The 21,755-nt window shown below is 50.4% G+C and carries 21 protein-coding genes; 11 read left to right on the forward strand and 10 right to left on the reverse strand.

What is annotated here, in order from left to right:
* Positions 1–100: 100 nt before the first annotated feature.
* Complete coding sequence (locus tag I0P70_RS16575) at positions 101–532, reverse strand: lipocalin family protein (protein ID WP_196120129.1); 432 nt, start codon at positions 530–532, stop codon at positions 101–103.
* Between the two features lie 206 nt (positions 533–738).
* Between I0P70_RS16575 and I0P70_RS16580 the strand changes: the two genes are divergently transcribed.
* Positions 739–1,053, forward strand: a complete 315-nt coding sequence (locus I0P70_RS16580) for a LysM peptidoglycan-binding domain-containing protein (protein WP_007654673.1) — start codon at positions 739–741, stop codon at positions 1,051–1,053.
* A 58-nt stretch (positions 1,054–1,111) separates the two neighbouring features.
* On the opposite strand, the gene I0P70_RS16585 is transcribed toward I0P70_RS16580, so the two are convergent.
* Both I0P70_RS16585 and I0P70_RS16590 read right to left on the reverse strand, forming a co-directional pair.
* Entirely contained in the window at positions 1,112–2,266 is a 1,155-nt protein-coding gene (locus tag I0P70_RS16585; protein WP_196120131.1) for a toxin-antitoxin system YwqK family antitoxin, read from the reverse strand.
* Between the two features lie 97 nt (positions 2,267–2,363).
* Complete coding sequence (locus I0P70_RS16590) at positions 2,364–2,783, reverse strand: nucleoside-diphosphate kinase (protein ID WP_007654671.1); 420 nt, start codon at positions 2,781–2,783, stop codon at positions 2,364–2,366.
* Positions 2,784–3,043: 260 nt separating this feature from the next.
* On the opposite strand from I0P70_RS16590, the gene I0P70_RS16595 reads away from it, so the two are divergent.
* Genes I0P70_RS16595 through I0P70_RS16605 form a run of 3 tightly spaced genes read left to right on the forward strand, consistent with a single transcriptional unit; the run spans position 3,044 to position 5,622 of the window.
* Positions 3,044–4,060 carry a bifunctional oligoribonuclease/PAP phosphatase NrnA gene (locus I0P70_RS16595; RefSeq protein ID WP_196120133.1) on the forward strand — a complete coding sequence of 339 codons (1,017 nt, stop codon included), beginning with the start codon at positions 3,044–3,046 and terminating at the stop codon, positions 4,058–4,060.
* Between the two features lie 29 nt (positions 4,061–4,089).
* On the forward strand, positions 4,090–5,052 hold the full coding sequence (locus I0P70_RS16600) for an FKBP-type peptidyl-prolyl cis-trans isomerase (RefSeq protein ID WP_196120135.1): 963 nt from the start codon (positions 4,090–4,092) through the stop codon (positions 5,050–5,052).
* Between the two features lie 27 nt (positions 5,053–5,079).
* Positions 5,080–5,622 (forward strand): FKBP-type peptidyl-prolyl cis-trans isomerase, encoded by a 543-nt coding sequence (locus I0P70_RS16605; protein ID WP_196120137.1) that lies wholly within the window; start codon positions 5,080–5,082, stop codon positions 5,620–5,622.
* A 57-nt stretch (positions 5,623–5,679) separates the two neighbouring features.
* Here the strand turns inward: I0P70_RS16605 and recO are convergent, their stop codons facing one another.
* The 4 genes from recO to I0P70_RS16625 form a co-directional block, all read right to left on the reverse strand.
* Positions 5,680–6,390, reverse strand: a complete 711-nt coding sequence (gene recO / locus I0P70_RS16610; protein ID WP_196120139.1) for a DNA repair protein RecO — start codon at positions 6,388–6,390, stop codon at positions 5,680–5,682.
* Positions 6,391–8,697, reverse strand: a complete 2,307-nt coding sequence (locus I0P70_RS16615; RefSeq protein WP_196120141.1) for a T9SS type A sorting domain-containing protein — start codon at positions 8,695–8,697, stop codon at positions 6,391–6,393.
* Between the two features lie 89 nt (positions 8,698–8,786).
* Complete coding sequence (locus I0P70_RS16620) at positions 8,787–9,380, reverse strand: thymidine kinase (protein WP_196120143.1); 594 nt, start codon at positions 9,378–9,380, stop codon at positions 8,787–8,789.
* A 25-nt stretch (positions 9,381–9,405) separates the two neighbouring features.
* Positions 9,406–9,729, reverse strand: a complete 324-nt coding sequence (locus I0P70_RS16625) for a 2Fe-2S iron-sulfur cluster-binding protein (protein ID WP_196120145.1) — start codon at positions 9,727–9,729, stop codon at positions 9,406–9,408.
* 35 nt (positions 9,730–9,764) lie between these two features.
* Here I0P70_RS16625 and I0P70_RS16630 point away from each other — a divergent pair, with 35 nt between their 5' ends.
* The 5 genes from I0P70_RS16630 (at position 9,765) to I0P70_RS16650 (ending at position 14,021) form a co-directional block, all read left to right on the forward strand.
* Complete coding sequence (locus I0P70_RS16630; protein ID WP_196120147.1) at positions 9,765–10,925, forward strand: hypothetical protein; 1,161 nt, start codon at positions 9,765–9,767, stop codon at positions 10,923–10,925.
* 306 nt (positions 10,926–11,231) lie between these two features.
* Positions 11,232–11,618: a hypothetical protein gene (locus tag I0P70_RS16635; protein WP_196120149.1), complete on the forward strand. Its 387-nt coding sequence runs from the start codon at positions 11,232–11,234 to the stop codon at positions 11,616–11,618.
* A 370-nt stretch (positions 11,619–11,988) separates the two neighbouring features.
* Positions 11,989–12,453 (forward strand): hypothetical protein, encoded by a 465-nt coding sequence (locus I0P70_RS16640; RefSeq protein ID WP_196120151.1) that lies wholly within the window; start codon positions 11,989–11,991, stop codon positions 12,451–12,453.
* A 112-nt stretch (positions 12,454–12,565) separates the two neighbouring features.
* The gene (locus I0P70_RS16645; RefSeq protein WP_196120153.1) at positions 12,566–13,558 is read left to right on the forward strand and encodes a MoxR family ATPase; all 993 of its coding nucleotides are present in this window, start codon (positions 12,566–12,568) and stop codon (positions 13,556–13,558) included.
* A 280-nt stretch (positions 13,559–13,838) separates the two neighbouring features.
* Positions 13,839–14,021 (forward strand): hypothetical protein, encoded by a 183-nt coding sequence (locus tag I0P70_RS16650; RefSeq protein ID WP_196120155.1) that lies wholly within the window; start codon positions 13,839–13,841, stop codon positions 14,019–14,021.
* Between the two features lie 180 nt (positions 14,022–14,201).
* On the opposite strand, the gene I0P70_RS16655 is transcribed toward I0P70_RS16650, so the two are convergent.
* The 3 genes from I0P70_RS16655 to I0P70_RS16665 form a co-directional block, all read right to left on the reverse strand.
* Complete coding sequence (locus tag I0P70_RS16655; protein ID WP_196120157.1) at positions 14,202–15,554, reverse strand: T9SS C-terminal target domain-containing protein; 1,353 nt, start codon at positions 15,552–15,554, stop codon at positions 14,202–14,204.
* A 50-nt stretch (positions 15,555–15,604) separates the two neighbouring features.
* A complete protein-coding gene (locus I0P70_RS16660; protein WP_196120159.1) occupies positions 15,605–18,403 on the reverse strand; it encodes a TonB-dependent receptor in 2,799 nt (932 codons plus the stop codon).
* A gap of 138 nt (positions 18,404–18,541) precedes the next feature.
* Complete coding sequence (locus I0P70_RS16665) at positions 18,542–18,727, reverse strand: hypothetical protein (protein WP_196120161.1); 186 nt, start codon at positions 18,725–18,727, stop codon at positions 18,542–18,544.
* Positions 18,728–18,922: 195 nt separating this feature from the next.
* Between I0P70_RS16665 and I0P70_RS16670 the strand changes: the two genes are divergently transcribed.
* Together I0P70_RS16670 and I0P70_RS16675 are read left to right on the forward strand one after the other, a co-directional pair.
* On the forward strand, positions 18,923–20,215 hold the full coding sequence (locus I0P70_RS16670) for a porin (RefSeq protein ID WP_196120163.1): 1,293 nt from the start codon (positions 18,923–18,925) through the stop codon (positions 20,213–20,215).
* A 290-nt stretch (positions 20,216–20,505) separates the two neighbouring features.
* Positions 20,506–21,693 (forward strand): porin, encoded by a 1,188-nt coding sequence (locus tag I0P70_RS16675; RefSeq protein ID WP_196120165.1) that lies wholly within the window; start codon positions 20,506–20,508, stop codon positions 21,691–21,693.
* The last annotated feature ends 62 nt before the right edge of the window (positions 21,694–21,755 follow it).

Consider the following 21,755-nt stretch of genomic DNA (forward strand, 5'->3'; position numbering starts at 1 on the left):
GTCTGGCTGTACCTTGTTTGGCGGCTTAAGCTTTAGTCAGCCTAACAAAAAAGCCGACCCAATCGGACCGGCTTTCCTGCTCAAAAAATACTTTTATTTCTTAGTCAGCTTTCAGCTCCATCTTAGAGCCATCGCCACCTACCAGGTGCATTTCTTTGTCTGTCAGTTTCTCTACTGTGAAGTTCTGCGACACGTCGGATCCTTCAAAAGTTAGGGACAATCGTCTGCCTGCCTGGTCGTAGGTCCAGGTGCCGGTTTCAAGTGAGCCACCGCCACCCATGGCAAAGCGCCCATCCGAGTAAAACTGCATCGTTTCCTGCTTTTCTTCCTGGGTCAACTTGTCTTTGTCGCCGGAGGCGGTGAGTTCCTTGTCAGCTTTCCAGGTCTTGCTGCTGCCACCTGAGATCATGTTGGCGTTGCCCGCATCATCGCCATTGCCTCCGCAGCTAGCCATGAAGGCCATCAGCATGAAGGCCATCACAAAAGTCCAGGAGGTTTTTACTCTGTTCAATGTCGCATTCATCTTATTCATAGTTTATGGTTGTACATACCTGCGCCTGCTCATGCAGGAGACGTGCATTGATTACGGCTAAAGTACATGAAAGTTAATGCAAGCCGTCTCAATAAAACCAATCACGCAGGCACCACAACCATGCCCCCCTATTGGCGTATCTATTTAAGCAGCTGTGCATTCACGGTTGTGCTTAAAACGAGTACTGACATTAAAATAACTGAAATATGGGATTGCGTGATTTTTTCAAAAAAGGAGAGCAAGAACCTGCCAAGAAGAGCTCCGATCAGGTTAACAAAGTACCCGGCCAGTCCGAGGACCACAAGTTTTTTACAAACAAAGACGAGCAGCAGGTAACGGATCCAAGCGCCAACCAGGATGTGTATACCGTGCAGAGCGGCGACTCACTTTCCAAAATCGCCAAGAAACTCTACGGCGATGCCAACGCCTGGAACAGAATTTATGAAGCGAACAAGGACACCATCGGTGGAAACCCAGACCTGATCCGTCCGGGCCAGCGTTTTAAAATTCCGAGAACTTAAGCAGCGATAGCTATAAAACAAAACAGCCGGTTTCTGCAGAAGCCGGCTGTTTTGTTTTTTAAAGATTGAGCGGATACCTATACCGCGTGTAAATGGGTTCGAGGTTACGGGTCGCAGGTTTCCAAACAGGCATTGCCGTAAACCCTTTTGTGATAATATCTTTCACTATTTCTTCCTGAATACTTTTAGGAAGGATCACATTTTCCACCTTTCCTTCGTCCGTGATATCAAAGTCTACATAAACTACCTTCTCAAACTTAACTCCTGATAGTTTCAAAGGGTTAACGATGTATTTGCTCATGTAACTCTGGTAAGCCTTATCACCACCCGGAAACTCAGGCGCTGTTGTTGGATGCTCTTCATATATAAAAGGTTTGCCCTCCAGTTGAGCATATACCTTATAATAGTCCGGCTTCGATTTAACTTTCACAGCTTCTACTTCCCATCCCATCACACTAGCTACTACAGGATAATTCCCTGCATATATTTGCGGATCAACCATCCACCTCTCTACTTTTTGCAAGTAGTAAGGCTCATTCCCTACTTCAAATCTATCAATGCCCGAATTAAGATAAGCTAAACTTGGCTTGAATTTCTGGTCTTTTACAAACTCCCCATCAGAGAATAACTGCTCTATCTCTGATTGACCTTTGTTATTGGTTCTGCGCCAAAGCCCATCTTTCAGGCCGTTGCGGTAGTTGCCCTCTAACATGGCTTTGCTTTTCTCATCTTCTTCCAGCTTAATACTAACCTTGCCATTGCCATTTTTGACCTGTTGTTTCCCGTCTGCGCTCCAACTCTGCATCACTTTTACACCCAGGCTATCATAAAGCAGCACGTTCATTAATTGGCCGTTGGGCCACCAGAACTTCCACTCTCCTACACGATAGTTGTTTTCGTAGGCGCCACTGCTCTCTGGTTTCCCATCAAAATGGAAGAACTGCCAGTGTCCTCTCTTCAACCCCCTATCATAAAAGCCATTTGCCAGTACCTTGCCGTTCGAGTAGTAGTCAATCACATCGCCATCAAAGCTAAAACCTCGCAACGTCTTAAGTTTGGCTACTGTATCCGGCATCATGACTGAGCGGGCAAATGCCGCATGTTCCTGCTTGGTGATCAGCCAGTTAGTGTTATAGAATATCATCTTTTCTTGCTGCGCGAAGGCCGTACCCAACCATAGCGTAAAGAAAACAGAAAGTATAGCGTGTTTCATAAAAGAATAAATTCAGGCGGCAAACATAATCAAAAAAGCCCGCCAGACCATACAGTCCTGCGGGCTTTTGAGAAATCAATAAGTACTCTTTATTTGCTTAGAAACGCTCGTCAGCAGAGAAGAAGAAGTCGCCTTCGATCTGTGCGTTCTCGTCAGAGTCAGAGCCGTGTACGGCGTTTGCCTCGATAGACTTGGCGTATACCTTACGGATCGTGCCTTCCTCAGCCTGAGCCGGGTTAGTAGCGCCGATCAGCTTGCGAAAATCCTCTACTGCGTTGTCTTTCTCCAGGATCATGGCTACGATCGGGCCAGATGACATGTACTTCACCAGGTCACCGTAGAAAGGACGCTCTTTGTGTACTTCGTAAAACTTACCGGCACGCTCCTCAGTCAGTCTTGTCTTCTTCATCGCCACGATGCGGAAGCCACCTTCCTCGATCATTTTAGTAATGCCACCGATGTTGTTGTCTGCAACCGCATCCGGCTTAATCATGGTAAATGTGATGTTTCCAGCCATGTCTATTGTGTTAATATGTGTATGTTTCGTTTTGAAGGTGCAAAATTAGCGCATTTAGCTTAATTATAGCAGCACTTTGGCTACACTTTCTGCAAATATTTATGTTAATGCACGCACGGCTATACCTGCATGCAGTGCCTTGCTCCTGCTCACTAGCCCGCCTACGATGTCTTAAAACGCTATTTTATTGCTTTAGAAGTTATTTTTACAGAAATTTGCGCCTTATATCCCTATTAATCAGCGGATTTATAACAAGCTTTATGCACGACATTAATGCTCTCAAAGAGCTTCTGAGAGAACCTAAAGAGGTGATGATCACCACACACCACAAACCGGACGCCGATGCGTTGGGTTCGTCACTGGGTCTGGCCGGCTACCTCAAAAAGCTGGGGCACCGGGTTACCGTGATCACTCCTTCCGACTACCCTAACTTCCTGAATTGGATGGAGGGCAATGATGATGTGCTCGTTTACTCTGAGAAAAACGACGCCCTGGTACGCCGCATCATCGAAGAGTCGCAGATGATCTTCTGCCTTGACTTTTCTAACCTGTCGCGCATCAACGAAATGGGTGAGTACATCCGTCAGGCGAAAGGCACTAAAGTGCTGATAGACCACCACCTGCAGCCCGAGGATTTCGCTGACCTGGATTTCTCCAACCCACAGGCCGCCGCTACTGCCGAACTGGTATACGACCTCATCAAAGCCCTGGGCGACGGCGACAAAATCGACACAGGTATAGGCGAGTGCCTCTATGCCGGCATCATGACCGACACAGGTTCTTTCCGCCACCCGAGCACTTCCAAAAACGTGCACCTGATCATAGCTGATCTGCTACACATCGGGGTGAACACCTCTAATATTCACCGCCTTATCTACGACAGTTCTTCGGAACTACGCCTGCGCTTCCTGGGTTATGCCCTCAAAGACAAGCTGGTCGTGCTTCCTGAGTACAGAACAGCTTATATTGCCATTACAGCCGAGGAGTTGAAAGCATATGACTCCAAAACCGGCGATACGGAAGGCCTGGTTAACTTTGCGCTGTCCATCGAAGGCATCGTTTTTGCAGCCGTGATCATCGATCGTTCGCAGGCTGTGAAGATCTCTTTCCGATCGGTAGGCAATTTTTCTGTCAACGAATTTGCCCGTGCCAACTTCAATGGCGGTGGTCACAAGAATGCAGCCGGCGGCATGTCAATAGACAGTCTCGAGAATACCGTGGCCAGGTTTGAAAGCCTGCTGCCACAATATAAAGAGCAGCTGCAGGCTTCTGTTTAGTAACAAACATTTTATCCAACCTATAACCCATGCTATTTAAATCAAAGTTCTTATTGCCGGTACTAGCCGGTGCTATGTTGCTGCAATCCTGCGGCGACAAAAACAAAAGCGACGAATTCCGCACGACGGCTGACGGCCTGGCTTATAAGATATATGAGCAAAAAGACGGTGAGTATGTGAACCGTGGCGAGATAGACCCGAACGACACAACAGGCGCACGTCTTGGTCAGGTGATCACGATGCACATGTCGTACCGCACGGCTGACGACTCTGTATTGTTCGATTCACGCCAGCAGGGCCAGCCGGTGATGCTGCCGGTAATGGAGCCAACCTTTAAAGGTAGCCTTGAAGACGCCCTAACGATGATGCGTGCTGGTGACAGCGGCGTGTTCAAGATCAGTGTGGACTCACTTTTCGCCAATACCTTCAACCAGCCAATGCCTCCTTTCATCAAGCCAGGCACGCATTTCACTTTCTTCCTGAAAGCTGACAAAATCCAGTCTGAGGAAGAGGCGATTGCAGACCAGCAGAAAATGTTTGAGGAGCAGATGCTTGCTCAGCAGGAGCGTGCCAAAGAGCAAATCAAAGTTGATGACGCCAAAATTCAGGAGTACATCAAAGAGAAAGGCCTGAAGAATGTGCAGAAGACAGACGCTGGCGTGTACTACGTGGTAACACAGCCTGGCAAAGGCCCGAAAGCAAAAGCAGGTGACAATGTATCAGTACATTACAAACTGTCTTTCTTGGACGGTAAAGAGCTGGAGTCTTCTTATGACAACCCAATGAGCGGCGGTCAGCCATTCACATTCCCGCTTGGCCAGGGTCAGGTAATCCAGGGTTGGGACGATGGTATTGCGCAACTGAACGAAGGCAGCAAGGCCATCCTGCTTATACCTTCTACATTGGCTTACGGCGAGCAGGCACGTGGCGAGCAGATGCCAGCCAACTCTATCCTGCGTTTCGACGTGGAGCTTGTTGATATCAAAAACTAATTTCCAATTACCCTTAACCCGATTACCATGAACCTGAAACACAAAAAGCAGAAACTGAGCATATGGCTTGCTAAGGCTCTCTTCTTGTTCGTTGTACTGGTCTCTTTTGCGTCGTGCAAGGAAGAAAACAAAAATCCTTATTACGTGACGCCTGAGCAGATAGAGGCTCAGAAGAAGATAGACGAGGAAACGATCCGGAAATACTTCAGGACCAACAATGTGGACACAACCAAAGTTGTGCGCTTGAACAGCGGTATTTATATCCTGACAAAAAAAGCTGGTGAAGGTGATGTAATCAAGCCAGGGCAGTATGCTGAGGTAAACTACATTGGCCGCAATGTGAGCAACGATGTATTTGACAGCTCGTTCAGAAGCGGTAAGCCGTTCTCGGTACTAGTAGGCGCCGGACAGGTGATCAAGGGTTGGGATGAAGGACTACAGCACTTGCGCAAAGGCGAGGAAGCGAATCTGTATATCCCATCTTACCTGGGCTATGGCTACTATGGTAGCAACAGCATTCCGCCAAACTCCGTGCTGATATTTGAAATAGATGTGTTGCAAGTACGCTAGCAGCTATTTATACCTAAACAGAAAAGGCGATGCATTGTGCATCGCCTTTTCTGTTTATCAGCTCAGCACTTCCGAAAGGATTGCCAGTGACTTGATTTCTCCCAGTCGCTCCACGTGGAGCTGGTAATAGCGGATCAGGATAGAAAGCATCTCGCGGCGCACCTTGCCGTTCGGTATAGCCGCCTGCGCAGGTGTATGCAGCAATTGGTCAAAAAGCTGCTCGTAAGCCTGCAGCGCCAGTACCGGCGGGGCGTCGGTGAGCGACTGCGCATTAGGCGAGAAGGCCACTTGCTCCACAATCTCCGTTCCGCTGCTCGGCCCAAAACCCAGGTGGTGGCTCAGGTGCAGCAGGAAGATCAGGTGAAAATTTTCGAAATGCTCCTGCAACTCGTCGAACTCGATGATGGCATTGAACAGGAAATGAAACAGCGCAGGGTTCTCCTCCTCCTCTTTGATCGTGCGCGACACCATTTCAGACAGGAACAACAGAATGCTGCTCTTGCGGATGTCAAAAGGTATAGTGGAGAAGGGGTAGGCGCTCTTGTATTCAGAGATGCGTGTCAGGCCGCCTTTGTGTGAGGTATAGACCACCATATCGAGCAGCGTGAAAGGCTGAAACAGGGCAATACGGGAGCCTGTGCCTTTTTTGCGCACACTGTTCACGATGTACGACTGCACGCCCAATTGCTCGGTGTATACCTTGGCGATGATCGATGACTCGCGAAACTTGATATAGTTGAGTACGATGCCTCTTGTCTTGACTAACATTTACTCCAGTACGGCTATTTTAGTGATACAGGTTTGACGTGTCTCGCGGTCAGCTGCGAAGACCAGATATACGCCGGCTTTTACGCGCTTGCCGTTGTACCCGCGGGCATCCCAGGTAAGTGTGCCGCCGGTGGCTCTCGCTTTGTATACCAGCGTACCGTTGATGTCGGTGATGCGCACATCGGCGTTGTTTGGCAGCCCGGACACGCCAATCAGACCAGTATAATCAGGCCTTACCGGGTTCGGGTATACCTGGGCACACTCAGGCTTGCCTTCTGTGATCGTAGCGCCTGAACGATAAGACGCTATACCTTCACCTGTCACCACAAACACTTCACCGGAGCTGTGCTCTATAGCTACCGACAATACTCTGTTAGAAGGCAAAGGACTGTTCTGTATGGTAAAATGCTGCAGCAGGCGATCCCCATCTGGGCTGAAGAGCCAGAGTCCGTTGTCAGTGGCCATCCACTTGCGGTTGGCACCGTCCACAGCAATGTCGCGCACCAGTTGCCCACCGAGCAGCGGCCGTCCTTCAATGATCGGGATCCGGGCATCGTACACCTGACCAGCGAACACAGCGGCCGTACTATAAAACACACCCACTCCTGCTGACGTCCCGATCCACATGTCGCCGTTCAGGTCCTTGGTGATGCTGTACACGGCTCCGCTTGGCAAGTTGCCATTGCCAGCGCCTGCCCTGAGCTCCCGCACCTGCTGTTTTGCCTCGTCATACACGACCAAGCCGTTGCGCACATTACCTGCATGGCTAATACTCAACCACTTGTACCCATTATCGTCTATCGCCAGTCGCTCCAGGTTGCTGTTATCGGCTATACCTGGCAGATTGAACCCCTGCCACTCCCCGTCCGGACGCAGCACATGCAAGCCCGGCGCACCGGCTACCCGGTGGCGGTTCACCACCCATACCTGCCCGGCAGCATCCACGGCCACATCGATCAGACGTACCTGCTCGGTGCGGTCGGTAGTTGGCTGCGTGCTAAGCAGCGTGCTGTTAGTGCCATTGTAGAGTAACGGTTGCTCCTCTCCTTTCCAGACCAGCAAGCCATTCCCGTAAGTCGCCATGTATACATGTCCTGTCACCGGATTGTAGACTGCATCCACAAAGTCCCGGAGCGGCGTGCCACCTGACGGTGATAAAGCAGGGCTGTTGTTATACCATTGCCCGCCCTGGTAACCGTAGTAGCCATCAGTGCGGTTGAGGGGCTGGTAATTATCGCTGTAGCCTCCGCTGAGCACATACACCACCCCATTGCCAGCAGCCACCCGGAAGCTGTTGCTCGACGCAGGACCTGGCGGGGCAAAAGTCTTCAGCTCACTCTCAAGTCCCCAAGCAATCAGGCCGCTGCGCCTGTCTGCCACCCATGTCGTGCTCCCGGCATCCTGCACCGCCATGCGTGGCGCCTGTATACCTGGGTGCTGCAACATAGAGGCTACCCCACGGTTATCCAGCAGCAAAACGCCCTGTTCTGTAGCACTTAGCAGGTAATTGGTAGAAGATTGCAGATGCAAAATGTTGCTGGCATCAGGTATAGGAACCTGCTCCCAGACACCCTGCCGGAGCACACGCAGGCCATAGGCCACCGACGCCAGGTATACCTGATTCTGAAAAGAGGCCATGGCAGTTAGGTTGGCATTTTGTGGAAGACCAGTAGACACTGCCTGCCAACTGCGGAAATCTTTTAGGTTGCTTGTCAGACGGTTGGCACGCCATACCTGCCGGTCCGTCATCAGGTATAGCCAGTCGCCTTGTACGGTGCTTGCTTTTATAGCAAGGCGCTCACCGCCAGGCCCGAGGTTAGTGTAAGTGTCTTTTATCTCCTGCTGGGCCAGATCAACAACTACTACCCCAAAAGCTGTGGACAGGTAGGCTGTTTTGTGATGGATGTGAATATGATGAATGGTTTTGTCCCCGTCGACGGCAAGGCGCAGGATGGAAGGCAGATTGACGATTCGGTTTTCCTGCAACAGGTCGATGTTGGCGTTGGCGTAGGCGATAACAAGTGTAGCTGTTTCCGAATCGTAGCCAATGGTGCTGATGCGCTGCTCGCTCAGTCCGTCGATGCGGGTGACAGGCTGCACATTCCGGTACTCCTTGTCATAATAAAACAGGCCCTGATCGGCCGCCAGGTATACGCGGTCACCGGCATCGGCCACAGCCCTGCCTTGGGTATAAGGCACGTGCAGCTGCCATTGTCCTATACCTACCGGACTCTGTGCCTGCACTAGTGCCGGCAGCCAAAGCAGCACGACAGACAGGTATAGCAGACGCAAAAGCAGCTTCGGCACAGGTATAAAAATTAGGTATAGGTCTCGCTTATGTTATCAGGAATCATATGCAACGCACTGCGGCCTCGGCCACAGGTATAGCACCAGCGTTACTTCTTTTGCTTGATACCTTCCTGGAAGCAGTGGCGGCAGCGGGCTTCGTAAGATTCCGTTTCACCCAGCAGCACCTGCTGCTCTGATAAAGCATTGCGGTAAGAATAAGTCGCAATATCACCGCACTGCACACAGATGGCATGCACCTTGGTTACGTACTCGGCCACCGCCATCAAAGCCGGCATCGGTCCAAAGGGTTTGCCCAGGTAGTCCATGTCCAGGCCGGCGGCGATCACACGCACGCCACTGTTGGCCAGCTTCACGCATACCTCGGCCAGGCCGTCGTCAAAGAACTGCGCCTCATCTATACCTACCACATCGCAACTGCCGCCCAGTAGCAGCATGTCCTGCGCAAAGTCTATCGGCGTAGAGCGTATGGCATTGGCATTGTGCGACACCACATCCTCTTCATGATAGCGCTTATCGATAGTCGGCTTGAATATCTCTACCTTCTGCTTGGCGATCTTGGCCCTGTTCAGTCGCCGGATCAGCTCTTCGGTCTTCCCCGAAAACATCGATCCGCAGATCACCTCTATCCACCCTCTTCTGATTGCGTGGTTCTCGTTACCTACGCGCGGTTCTATAAACATGTACTATTTCGTAATGGCTGATTGGCTAGTTGCTATACTTCATGTGCGGGAGCATGGTCTGCTGGGGCACGCGGCCCTGGGCATCTCCGCTTACTAATGTACACTGGCAGGTCAGTCTTTCGTTAGCTTGTAGGCGGCCTCTGTCACGGTAGCGTTGTTCGCTGTCGGTGAGCGGACCGAAGTGCTCCAGCCCCTCCTGCACAATAATGCGGCAGGTGGTGCAGCGCCCCTTGGCTCCGCAGGCGTGCATCCAGTCGATGCCCTCAGCTTGTATGGCCTGCAGCAGCGTTTGGCCGGGTGCCACTTCTACCTGCCGATCGAACAGGTTTTGCACCGTTAAGTTTGGCATATTATTTATTAACTTTACGAAAGAAAGGTATACCAATGGAAGACAAATATAATCAATTAAGGCTTGAACGTTACAGCAAAGAACTGGCAAATGTACTTTGTGACCGTCACTTTGCTGCGCATGACACGATTAACGGACCCCAACTAATTGGCTTTACGCCCATTAAACAGGTCAATTTGTTTGTAATAAAAGAGCTTCTGCTCAAGTGGCACCACGAAATGGCCAACTTGCGCAGCCCCTACTTTGACTATGAGCATGAAGAGGTAAAGGAAGCGCTGCTCAACTTTATGAATGTGTTATCGCGCAAGATCCTGATCAAACGCGATGCTTTTGAGCCGCTCCTTCAGAAGGCGATCTACGACACATTCCTGCTCAAGTTAGCGCCTGTAGCTACCTTCGAAGAGAAATTCCTGCGCATTCAGGAGGACATCTCCCTGCCTAAGCTGCAGGAGAACCTAAAATACATTGACCTGGACAAACAACTGTTTACAGGCTTCATAGGCACGCTCTCTCCTTCCAACCGCGACCGCGATTATATCCTGAGTCGCTTCAGGCTATACCTGAACGCCAACCGCGATGGCATTGCGCCGCTGTCAGAGGTACTGGAAGCATTCAACAGCCTGCTGCCAATTACAGAAGAAGAAATCAGACAGGAGCAGATCTCGCCTCTGGCGGCTTATGCGGCTTCGCTGGCCAAGCCTACCCCGTCCGCTCCTGTGGAGGAAAAAGATATTGTGGCGCCTATCCATATGGCACAACGAGAAGCGTCTGCTCCGGTGGCCGCACCTTCTCACGCGCCCGTAGCAATGCCTGCACCAGCGCCGGTAGCCGCTGCGCCCAGACCTGCCGCCATCCCGGACAGTAACCTGAACGAGCGCTTTAAGGCGGAGCGTCCGACTATGAATGAGAAGTTCAGCAAACCTGCTTCCTCTTCAGTAGCCGATTCGCTGAGCAACCGCAAGATTGAGTCGCTTAAAAATTCTATCTCGATCAACCAGCGTTTCAGCTTCATCAATGAGCTGTTCGACGGCGACAACATGACCTATTATAACACCATCCAGCAGCTAGACCAGTTCAGAAGCCCGGAAGAGGCGATGCACTTTGTTACTCATGACCTGGCCCGCAAGTATGACTGGAGCAAGAAGCAGGACAGCGTAAACAAACTGCTCCGCCTGATCGAACGCAAGTTCTCCTAGACCCAGGCAGCCGACTTTACAAAGAAGACCTCTCCTTCGGGAGCAGGTCTTTTTTTATGCCTATCCGCTTTAATCTCAATTCAATATCCCGCCACATTTTTTCAACAGCAAAATAATTCAATACAGGTGTGCCCTGAGGCATTGCAAAAACGAATACGAAACATTATTTATGCATTTTCTTTGGGAGCTTAAATCAGATGCTTCCCTGCTTTTATGTATCTGTTCGAAAAGAAAACAGTATACTTTATGCAACACCCAAAGAACAACTGTGCGTACTAACAATTCAAAATAACCTTATTATCAGCCATGAGAGACGATTTCGATTACGATGAAGACTTAGATTACAGCTTCGATGATGAAGAGGAGGATGATGACTTCGGGATGACCTTCGAAGAGGATTTGTACCTGATGATACGGGAGAAGCTCCGCGACACCATACAGGAGTTCAAGGGCGAACACCCTAGCCTGAAAAAGCTGGAAACGCATGTAAGCAGTTTTAAAGTAAATGCCAAGAATACGGACGACTCCAAGTTCTATCCGCTGGCGGCTAAATTACTGCTTGAGCACATAAAACCGTTAACACAGGATTCAGAAGATATTTTGGAAATTTACGAGAATATGCAGACTGATATTGGTCGCTTCAAGAACCAGCGTGCGCATGGCCACGAAGGAGAATTTTACCTAACTGCCTAGAAATAACCCGAAAGCACTTATAGAAGAAGCCGCTCTAAACGTTTAGAGCGGCTTCTTCTATATATAAATATAATTTATTTTTAATTTTTATTACAAATTACTCAAATGGGCAAACTTTTTGCAGACTAATTTACAATCCTAAAAAGCTACTTGCCGTAGGTATAGTACCACTAGGATGAAATTATAATAAAACCTATACAGAGCTAATTGGCTTCGTATAAGAATTATTATTTATTTAACTTTGTTCCGGACTTGCATGCAACCCTTTGGTGCTTCCGGGAATCCTGGGTATAGATAACACCAATTTTTAGCTGTGATACACTCGCTACGACTCAACACGAAAATAAACAAACTTAATGCTCCATCAGGAATGGCAGTAACACGACTTCTTGGTGGAGAAAGGCACCTTATTCAGACAGTGGATAAGAAGCTGACACTTACCACCCATCGCGTCATTCTACGGCAGAACAACTGGCTTTTCAAAACCTACCAGTCTGTGATGCTCGAAGATATCACTTCGTGGCAAATTAAAGCCACAGGCAAATCCCTATACCTTGCTTTTAGCGTCGTTTCGGCCTTTTTCGTTTATTTTAACGATGCCTTTGCCCTGCTAAGCGGCTTTTTCCTGATGCTATACCTGATGACGCGGCAACACCGCATCCACATCGAGTCACCTCATACCACTATGATTTTGCCGATCGAAGATGTGGAGGAAAACAGGCTCAACAGCATGATAGAGCTGGTACGACAGGCCAAACGAGAGCGCATGGAAGCTTTGAAGAAACAGGCTCAAAACTCCATCATATTTGAGACAGAACATAAAAGGAGCGCTTAGGGCGCTCTTTTCTTTTTAACCCTCCTTATACCATAGCGGCATAGCCAAACGCAATTAATTGCGCCCCTCCCTTAGAATCACTATATTTAGGGCCTTTAATTGCCATTGAGCTATGCCAGCAGACGAATTAGTATATCCGGACCAGGTGAAAGACCACCAGCAGAAGATAAAGCAGGTTTTTCAGGAAGTGGGGAAAGTAGTAGTGGGACAGTCCTATATGGTGAACCGCCTTTTAATCGGTCTTTTTACCGGTGGTCACATCTTGCTGGAAGGCGTACCTGGCCTTGCCAAAACCCTTACCATTAACTCACTGGCCCGCGCCCTGCGCCTCGACTTCCAGCGTATTCAGTTCACCCCGGACCTCCTGCCTGCCGACCTAATCGGTACCATGATCTATAACCAGAATGCTTCCCAGTTTGAGGTAAAGAAAGGTCCGATCTTCGCCAACCTGATCTTGGCAGACGAAGTGAACCGCTCCCCTGCCAAGGTACAGTCAGCTCTGCTGGAAGCGATGCAGGAGAAACAGGTGACGATCGGCGAAACAACCTACATGCTCGACCTGCCATTCCTGGTGCTTGCTACCCAGAATCCGGTGGAGCACGAGGGTACCTACCCATTGCCTGAGGCGCAGGTCGACCGCTTTATGATGAAGGTATACATTGACTACCCGAAGAAAGCGGACGAACTAGAGATCATGCGTCGTATGGCCAACATGGCTTTCAATGACAATGTGAACAAGGTCCTTTCCAAGGAAGACATCTTCGCCATTCGCAGCGAGATCAACCAGGTGCAGATATCAGAGACGCTCGAGAAGTACATCATTGAGTTGGTGTTTGCGACCCGCCGCCCTGCTGAGTACGATCTGAACGAGTTTGCTGATTACATCCAGTTTGGTGTATCACCACGTGCCAGCATTGCCCTTAACCGTGCCGCCAAAGCCATCGCTTACTTCGACGACCGCGATTATGTGTTGCCTGAAGACATCAAAGAAGTGGCGCATGATGTGATGAACCACCGCATTATCCTCAACTATGAAGCAGAGGCAGATGGCATCCGCACGAAGGATTTCATCGAGGCGATTTTAAGAAAAGTGCCGATCAGCTAAATTCCAGCTATACCAGTACTAATAACAGCCCCGGCTATACCTATGGCCGGGGCTGTTAATTTTCAACTCGCTGAATTCTGCTCCCAGTTATGCCCAGAAAAGCTTTGTGTCAATACGCACGGAGCACTATTCTCCAACCGCGTCCCACACGCAATTAGACTCATGAAGCATACAGCCCTATACCTGCTTACTCAACTCCTATGCCTGCCTTCGCGTAACCTTTAACTCCTGACGGGCAAAAGTCTGTTGGGTTATATGTGTTCCACCTAAGGTATAAACTATGTTAAGAGGCCTATTCAAATTCTGGATGTTGAGTAAATTATTCGGTGGTAGAGGCGGTCGCGGCAGGGGCCGAGGTGGCTGTGGCGGTATAGGCTGTATTGGCATCATTGTGCTGGCTGTGCTGGCCTACTTTCTGTTTCAGTACCTAGGCGGCGACACCAGCTCTGTTACCGATTTTTAAGGTATAGCCTGAAAGATATAGATCAGCTATACCTGTGCTGTAATACTCCTACAGGTATAGGCACAAAAAAGACCCGCTCTTACGAGGCGGGTCTTGGGCGTAGTGTGGGAGACTAAGCCACACTACTATGGACTGTCGCAATTGATCTCACCCATTATGCGCAATCCGTATTTTTAGCTTTTAGTAAGCTGTGTTGTTCGGGTCGAAGTTAGCCCAGCCAGCTGTCCAGTCTTCAGAACCAAAAGCACCTCTGTAAGTCACACGCTCAAAGAAATTGTCCAGTCCATCGAAGGCTGCGCCGCTCTGCAGGCTGTTGCCTGTCAGCACCGGGCGGGATGTCTGGTTGAAGCCACCGCTGATGTTAAGCGAAGCATTATCCGCCACTACATTATTACCTTTATCTGTCGCATTGAACCAGGCCGCCACATCAAATGTGCTGCCGCTCTCTACTGTCAGAGCATTCTGAGAACCCGAGATTACTGTGTTTTTGATAGCCAGCGTACCTGCTGTAGCATTGGCCTGTGACTTCGTACCGTCCAGCAGCAAGCCTGTTGGCCAGCCGGCAAATAATGAGTTATGTACCTGAATGTTGCTATTGCGACGGATGTGCATCGCGCGCTTGAAGTTGCTGTTGAACTGCGTGCTCTCAGTAGCTCGTGGCCCGAACAAGCTCACGTTAGAGAAGATCGCTGAAGTCTTCGGCGTAGCATCAGAGCCCTGCGCATCACCATCAGACTCAAAACCGTTTGAACCAGATACGTCAGCCATGTTCGGGTCAGAGATACCCAGCAGGAACTGCAGTTTGCCAGAGTAACCGTTGTCCGTGTCGAACATATCATCCACAGTCTTATAAGCGATCAGGTGCTTGGCGTTCACTGTGCCACCGAACATCTCGAAAGCATCATCACCACAATAAGATACCTGCACATAATCCACTGTAGTACCAGCGCCCACACCGCCCATGGTCAGACCGTTAATCTCGTTGTCTGGCTGGAAGGCTATACCTGAGAATTCGATACGCACATACTTCAGCACGCCAGAGTTATCGTTGGCATCTGTGCCACCGTACTCACGGTCCACACCACCTTCGATACGGGCATTGTTACCGAGGTTAACAGGAGCCTTGCCCAGGATGATCAGGCCACCCCAGTCACCAGCGGCACGCTGGCCTGCAGGCTGAGCTGATGTGAATACGATAGGCTTCTCTTTTGTGCCTTGCGCCATGATCTTACCACCACGCTCCACAATCAGGGTGCCCTTTGAGTTCTTATCACCCATGATGATAGTACCCGGCTCAATGGTGAGTGTAGCACCGTCTTTCACGTAAACAAAGCCCTTCAGCAGGTATTTTGTGCCGGCTTTCATGGTGAAGTCTTCTTCGGTAGAGCCTGAAACAGCCATCATGCCGCTCTTCTGAACCATCGTAAATTCGATGCCTTTTGGTGTTGTAGTTCCTGGGTCGTCGTCCTTGTCGCAGGCGAAAAAGGAAACTGAAACAACAGCAACCAGTAGTAAATTAAATAGCTTTTTCATAAGTAATGAATTAAGGTATATGGGTTTGGTTTTCTATAGGGAAATCAGTTTTAGAACTTGTAAGTAACACCCAGCGTGGCGTAGCGGCCTTTGCGGAACTCGCGGAAGGACTCGTCTATACCTGTTATTTTGGCGTCGTCGTTGGAGTCCTGTATCAGGCGCGTCTTCTGGTTGAGGATGTCCTGTATACCTGCCTTCAGCTCCAGGTTCTGGCCGAATGCCTTGGTCACGGAAAAGTCAATCACGTTGCGCGGCAGTTCGTACACGGTCGGACGCAGGTTGCTGCCTACCGCGAAGATGCGGGTACCGATCACATTGTAGAGCATGCTGAACTGCAACTGGCGGGCGTCATCCTGATAATAGAGGCCAGTGTTTACCACGTATGGCGACTGCCCCATCATCGGTCTTTCGGTGCTCTGGTTGTCGTACTTCTCGTCCAGCTGCACACGACTCTGTACCAGCGCGGCATTCAGTACCAGCGACAGGTTGTCTATCATTGGTGATGCTGTCAGGCCCAGCAGTGATTTGCGCACCTCTGCCTCCAGGCCATAGCTATAGGCTTGGCGAGCATTATCGAAGGTGATGCTGTTGGCGCCGCTCGTGTTCTGGAATACTGTTTCGATTGGCTTGTTGAAGTACTTGTAGAACACGCCCAGCGACAGAATCTCAGTTGGGTTCGGATAGAATTCATAGCGCAGGTCGCCGTTGTAGATCGTGGCTGTCTCCAGGTTCGGATTACCGGTCACTTCCAGCAAATTGATGAAGTCGTAGTAAGGGGCCGGGGCCAGCTCACGGAACTCCGGGCGGTTAACGCTGATACTCGCACCAGCTCGTAGCATAGACTTCGGATTGAAGATATAAGTGAAGTTCGCTGCAGGCAGCACACTCAGCACCGGGTTCTTCCTGTTCAGGCGCGAGCCATCCAGGTTCACAGAGCGGAGTTCCTGCTGGTTATACTCAATACGCACCCCACCCGACACCGACAGCGCACCCGTAAGCGGTGTGGCACCACCTACATAGCCTGCCAGCAAATTGCTCTGCGCTTCGTAGTTGTTCTGTGGGTTCGCGTCTTCTTCCACGCGCCAGCCTGTCTGGCTATTAATGTTCTCTGGCGCAAACACCTGATCGTAAGGCTGGAAAAGTATGCTGTTATCAAATGTGCTGCTATTGGCAGGTATGTAAGAGAAGTAGCGGGAGTCGTAGTTACGCAACTTGCGCTCGGCGTATAAACCCACTCTCACTTTCGGAGCATGCTCGGCCGTAGAATCAGCCGTGCTGAAGCGGTGCTCAAATTGTGTGTTGGCCATCACCGTGTTCTCGTCGAGCTCGGAGTAAAAGCGGCCGGCATCGTTCAGGCTTGGGGTGAACTTATAGGTCATTTCGTAAGGACCGGCAGAGCCCGCGTCACGGAAGGTGCGGAAGCGGCGATAGTCAGGCTCGTTGCGGTTGGTGTAAGCGTAGCCACCTGTCCAGGTCAGGGTACTTTTCTCGTCGTTGAGGTCGTGCGTACCCTGCAACTGGCCGGAGTAGATAGTGCGGCTTTCGTAGCGCAGCGAGTAGTTCAGCTGCTCCTGATTGGCGTTAGAGAAGTCTATACCGTCGCGGCGAAGCACTTCGCTACTGCCCAGTTGATTGAACAGGTTACGGAACTCCAATTTGTGGTTATTGCTGAGGCGGGCTGTCCAGTTGTGGATCACTCCCAGGCGCACATTGTGCGCCGACACTTCGTCGTTGAAGCTGAACTGGCGCTCGCTGCGACCCAACTCAGGTATAAAAGACAAGTAGGTGTCGCGGGTACCAATTGTGTTGGTGCGGGTGTTGCTGTATGATACCGCTGACACATTGCTCAAACGAACGGAGCCAATGTCCAGGCGGCGGTTCAGACCAAACGAAAAGCGCATGTCAGGTATAGCCGACACTAGTTCGGGTGCCCAGGAGTTTGGCAGGTCACGGCCCAACATGCTGCGCTGCTCCTGATTTACATTGTTAAGGTTGTCCGGAAAGCTCTTAGGTATAGCGCGGTAGCCATTGTCAAATCCTAAGAAGTCGGTTTTGCTGCCGTTATAGGTGTTGAAGTTTTGGAACGTGGTACCGGAGCGGTAAGAGCTGGAAAAGGAGATAGAAGTTTTGTCTTCATCTACCACGTTGCGGGTATAGATCTTGATCACACCACCACCAAACTCACCCGGCAGCTCCGGCGAACCGTTCTTGTAAATCATGATCCGGTCGATCACGCTAGTCGGCAGAATATCGAAAGAGAAGGCTTTGGCGTCAGGCTCGGTGCTCGGCGTGAGAGCATCGTTCAGCATCACGGTATTATAACGCTGATTCATCCCCCGGATCACCACGTAGCGGTCGTTCATGATCGTGACGCCAGGTATACGCTTCACGGTCTCGGCAGCATCGCGGTCCAGCGACTTGGCGATCTGCTCGCCCGACACCCCGCTCACCACCACTTCACTCTGCCGCATGTTTTCCATCAGAGCCAGCTCTGTATTTGTTTGGCGGGTACCTACAATGGTCACGGCCTGTAACTGGGTGCTGTTTTGCTCGATCTGCACATCCAGGGTGGTAGTCTTGCCTACTTCTATTTTAATATTAGTGTGCTCGGTAGGCTTGTAAGAAAGCGAGGTGATGGAGATCTGGTACAGGCCAGCTTCGAGCGGAAGGCTATACCTGCCTTCGTAATCTGTTACTGTACCTTTAGAAGAGCCTTTAATAAAGACTACGGCTCCGATGATGGCCTCTCCGTTTGCTTTGTCAGTTACTTTTCCTGCCAGCGTGCCTTGTTGTGCAAAACCATAAATGGAAGTGGCCAGGATGGTGAGAATTGTTAAAAGTGATTTCATTGCGCTTAACTGTATCTTAGTCTCGCTGCAAAAGTAGAATCGTCCTTTTAAGCTAAAATTACCGCCCGGTTACTAAACTGTTAAAGATAGAGGCGCTTTGTTAAGTCACTGTTAAGTATGCGTTCAATGTTGTTTTGGCTACTCCTTATTATTGTGAAGCACGTATAATGGCAATTCTGAACAGGTATAGCCAATGGCCGTTTTTCTCTTCTGCCATCTCCATAGTCTATGTTTTCCCTTCTCTACCTGTTGATGATGCGGGATCATGCGTCCCTCCATATCAGCGCCCATACCTATTCCCAAAACAGATTCATACTTACTCACGCTTTTGGTAACATAAACTTAACATAGCCATAACAGACGAGTAACATTAGCACCCGACCTTTGCAGCGTTGAAAATAAAACAGTGCTATGAATCAAATACATAGCTCTTTTTCAGATTCAACAGAGCCTTTCCAAAGCGAGTAGACTCCGCAGCGGAAACCGACTAAGGCTTTAGTAACCCATACTCACCCAAAGATGAAGGTAACAACCGTAACGCGTGCTATCCTCGCAGCAGGGCTAGCTACAGGCTTTTTGTTTTCAAAAGAAACCAAGGCCCAGACCACAGATACTGCCACTGTACAAAACACGTCAGTGGTTGTGCAGCAGCCAGCCCCGGCGGCAGTGCAGGAAGCCCCTAAAAAGAAGGCCTGGCATGAAAGAATCTCACTCCGTGGCTATGCCCAGGTTCGTTACAACCGCCTGCTTGAAACCAATCCCAACCTCAAGTGCGACCAGTGCGATAAATCCCTTGGTGAGGGCGGTGGCGTGTTTTTGCGTCGTGGCCGTCTGATCTTCAGCGGCGATGTGAGCGATCGGCTTTCGATCTACATCCAGCCTGACTTCGCTTCCTCGCCTTCTTCTAACGCCCTGCACTTCCTTCAGCTCCGTGACGCCTACTTTGACGTGTCGCTCGACAAGGACAAGGTATATCGTTTCCGTGTGGGGCAAAGCAAAATTCCTTATGGTTTCGAGAATCTGCAGTCGAGCAGCAACCGTCTGGCCCTTGACCGGAACGACGGATTGAACAGTGCTATAGCCAACGAGCGTGACCTGGGCATTTTCTTTTACTGGACGCCTGAGGTAATACAGGATCGCTTTGAGATGCTGACAAGCGCTGGCTTGAAGGGATCTGGAAACTATGGCGTGTTCGGCATCGGTATCTTTAACGGCCAGACGGCCAATCGACCTGAGGCCAATAACACCCAGCACGTTGTGACACGCTTCTCCTACCCATTGCTGGTGGGCAACAAACAAATTATTGAGCCCGGTATTCAGGCTTACAAAGGCAAGTACACCGTTACGCCGGACCAACTCTCGCCAGGCGTAGGTATAGCCGAGAAGTATTTGAAAGACGGTTTTGATGACGAGCGTATCGCAGCAACACTAGTCGTGTACCCGCAGCCATTCGGTTTTCAGGCGGAATACAATGTAGGCCGTGGTCCGGAATTCAACCCAGAGACCAATGCGATTGAAGTGAAGAGTCTGCATGGCGGCTATGCACAGGCCATGTACCGCAAAGAAGTCGGCTCGCAGGTGATCATCCCTTTCGTGAAGCTGCAGCATTATGAAGGCGGCAAGAAGCACGAGCGCGACGCGCCCAGCTATAGCGTATATGAAACCGAGATTGGCGTAGAGTGGCTGGTACACAAGAGTGTGGAGCTAACGGCTGACTACAGCATCGGCGACCGCACCATCCGCAATGCCCAGAACTTCAACAACAGCCAGCACGGCAGCCGCCTGAGATTGCAGGCCCAGTTTAATTTTTAAGGTGAGCGCTATACCTTATGCAGCCGCTGGTTCACGGGAGCCAGCGGCTGCAGTGCTTTACCTAAACTCCCCGGCATACCCCAAACCTTAACAAATTCGTAATACGGCCATAACCTTCAGGTAATACTAGAGGCGTTATTTTGCAACGTGATTCAGGAACAGCATACATGGCCTGACTACCCATTGTGAATCCTGAAAAGACAAAATCAAGGCGCGGCGTAGACTACCGCGGCTTAACCCAAAACAATTGCATGGCATTAGCTTAATTCTCACCTTAACTAATACAGCACGTGAACCACTACACCACAAGAGTGCTCTTAGCACTCTTCATCATCTGCCTCAGCACCTTCAGCACACAAGCTCAGACCATAAATAAAAGCACGTTTGGCAAAGGACTACAGTTCATTGCAGCCGACTCTTCCTTCAGTCTGCAACTTGGGGCTCGCTTCCAGCTGCAATACCAGGGCGGCTACGACCCGAATACAAAAAACTGGGAAGACCGCTTCCTTGTGCGACGGTCACGCCTCAAATTTGATGGTTTTGCCTTTTCGCCACGGCTCGTGTATAAAATAGAGCTTGGCCTAAGCAACAGCGATATCGGCAGCGATGTACCCGACGTGACCAACAATGCCGACAACATTATACTGGATGCTGTGGCCAAGTGGGCGCTCACGCCTAACCTGCGGCTGTGGGTGGGCCAGACCAAACTGCCGGGTAACCGGGAACGGGTGATCTCCTCACAGAAACTTCAGTTCGTAGACCGCAGCCTGCTCAATTCCCGTTTCAACCTTGACCGCGACGCCGGCTTGCAGCTACACCACCAGCACCAGCTGGGGCAGGTTGTATTGCGAGAGATCGGGGCAATCTCGATGGGCGAAGGGCGTGATATTACCGTCAACAACTCAGGTGGCTATAATTATACAGGCCGTGTTGAACTACTGCCCTTCGGCGAGTTTAAAGGCAACGGTGATTATGTGAGCAGCGACATCGAGCGTGAGCAAACACCTAAACTTTCGCTGGCCACTTCCTACGACTATAATAACAATGCCGCACGCGAACAGGCACAGCTTGGCGACTTCCTGAGCGAGACACGCACCCTGCGCACCTGGTTCGTGGATGCCATGTTTAAGTACCGCGGCTTTTCGGCCATGGGTGAGTATGCCAACCGAAAAGCTCCGACTGGGCCAGTGGTGCTGCGAGACGAGTTTGGTGGCGTGGCAGAAACCTTTGTAACAGGCACCGCCCTAAACTTGCAGGCAGGCTACCTGATGCCGAGCAACTGGGAAGTAGCCGGCCGCTACACCGACTATAATCCGACAGCCGAAACGGGACTGCGAAATCAGGAGCAGTATACCCTGGGTGTGTCCAGGTATATTGTGGGGCACTCGCTCAAGGTTCAGAGTGATGTAACATTCATACAGGAAGCAGAACGTGAAGACCAAACTCAGTTCAGGCTGCAAATGGAATTAGCTTTCTAAACAACTACCTGATTACCAAAACAGTATATCCGCATAATATAGTACAATTCAACAAAAACCGA

It is taken from the genome of Pontibacter sp. FD36, assembly GCF_015686655.1.
In the GTDB taxonomy this organism is placed as follows: Bacteria; Bacteroidota; Bacteroidia; order Cytophagales; family Hymenobacteraceae; genus Pontibacter.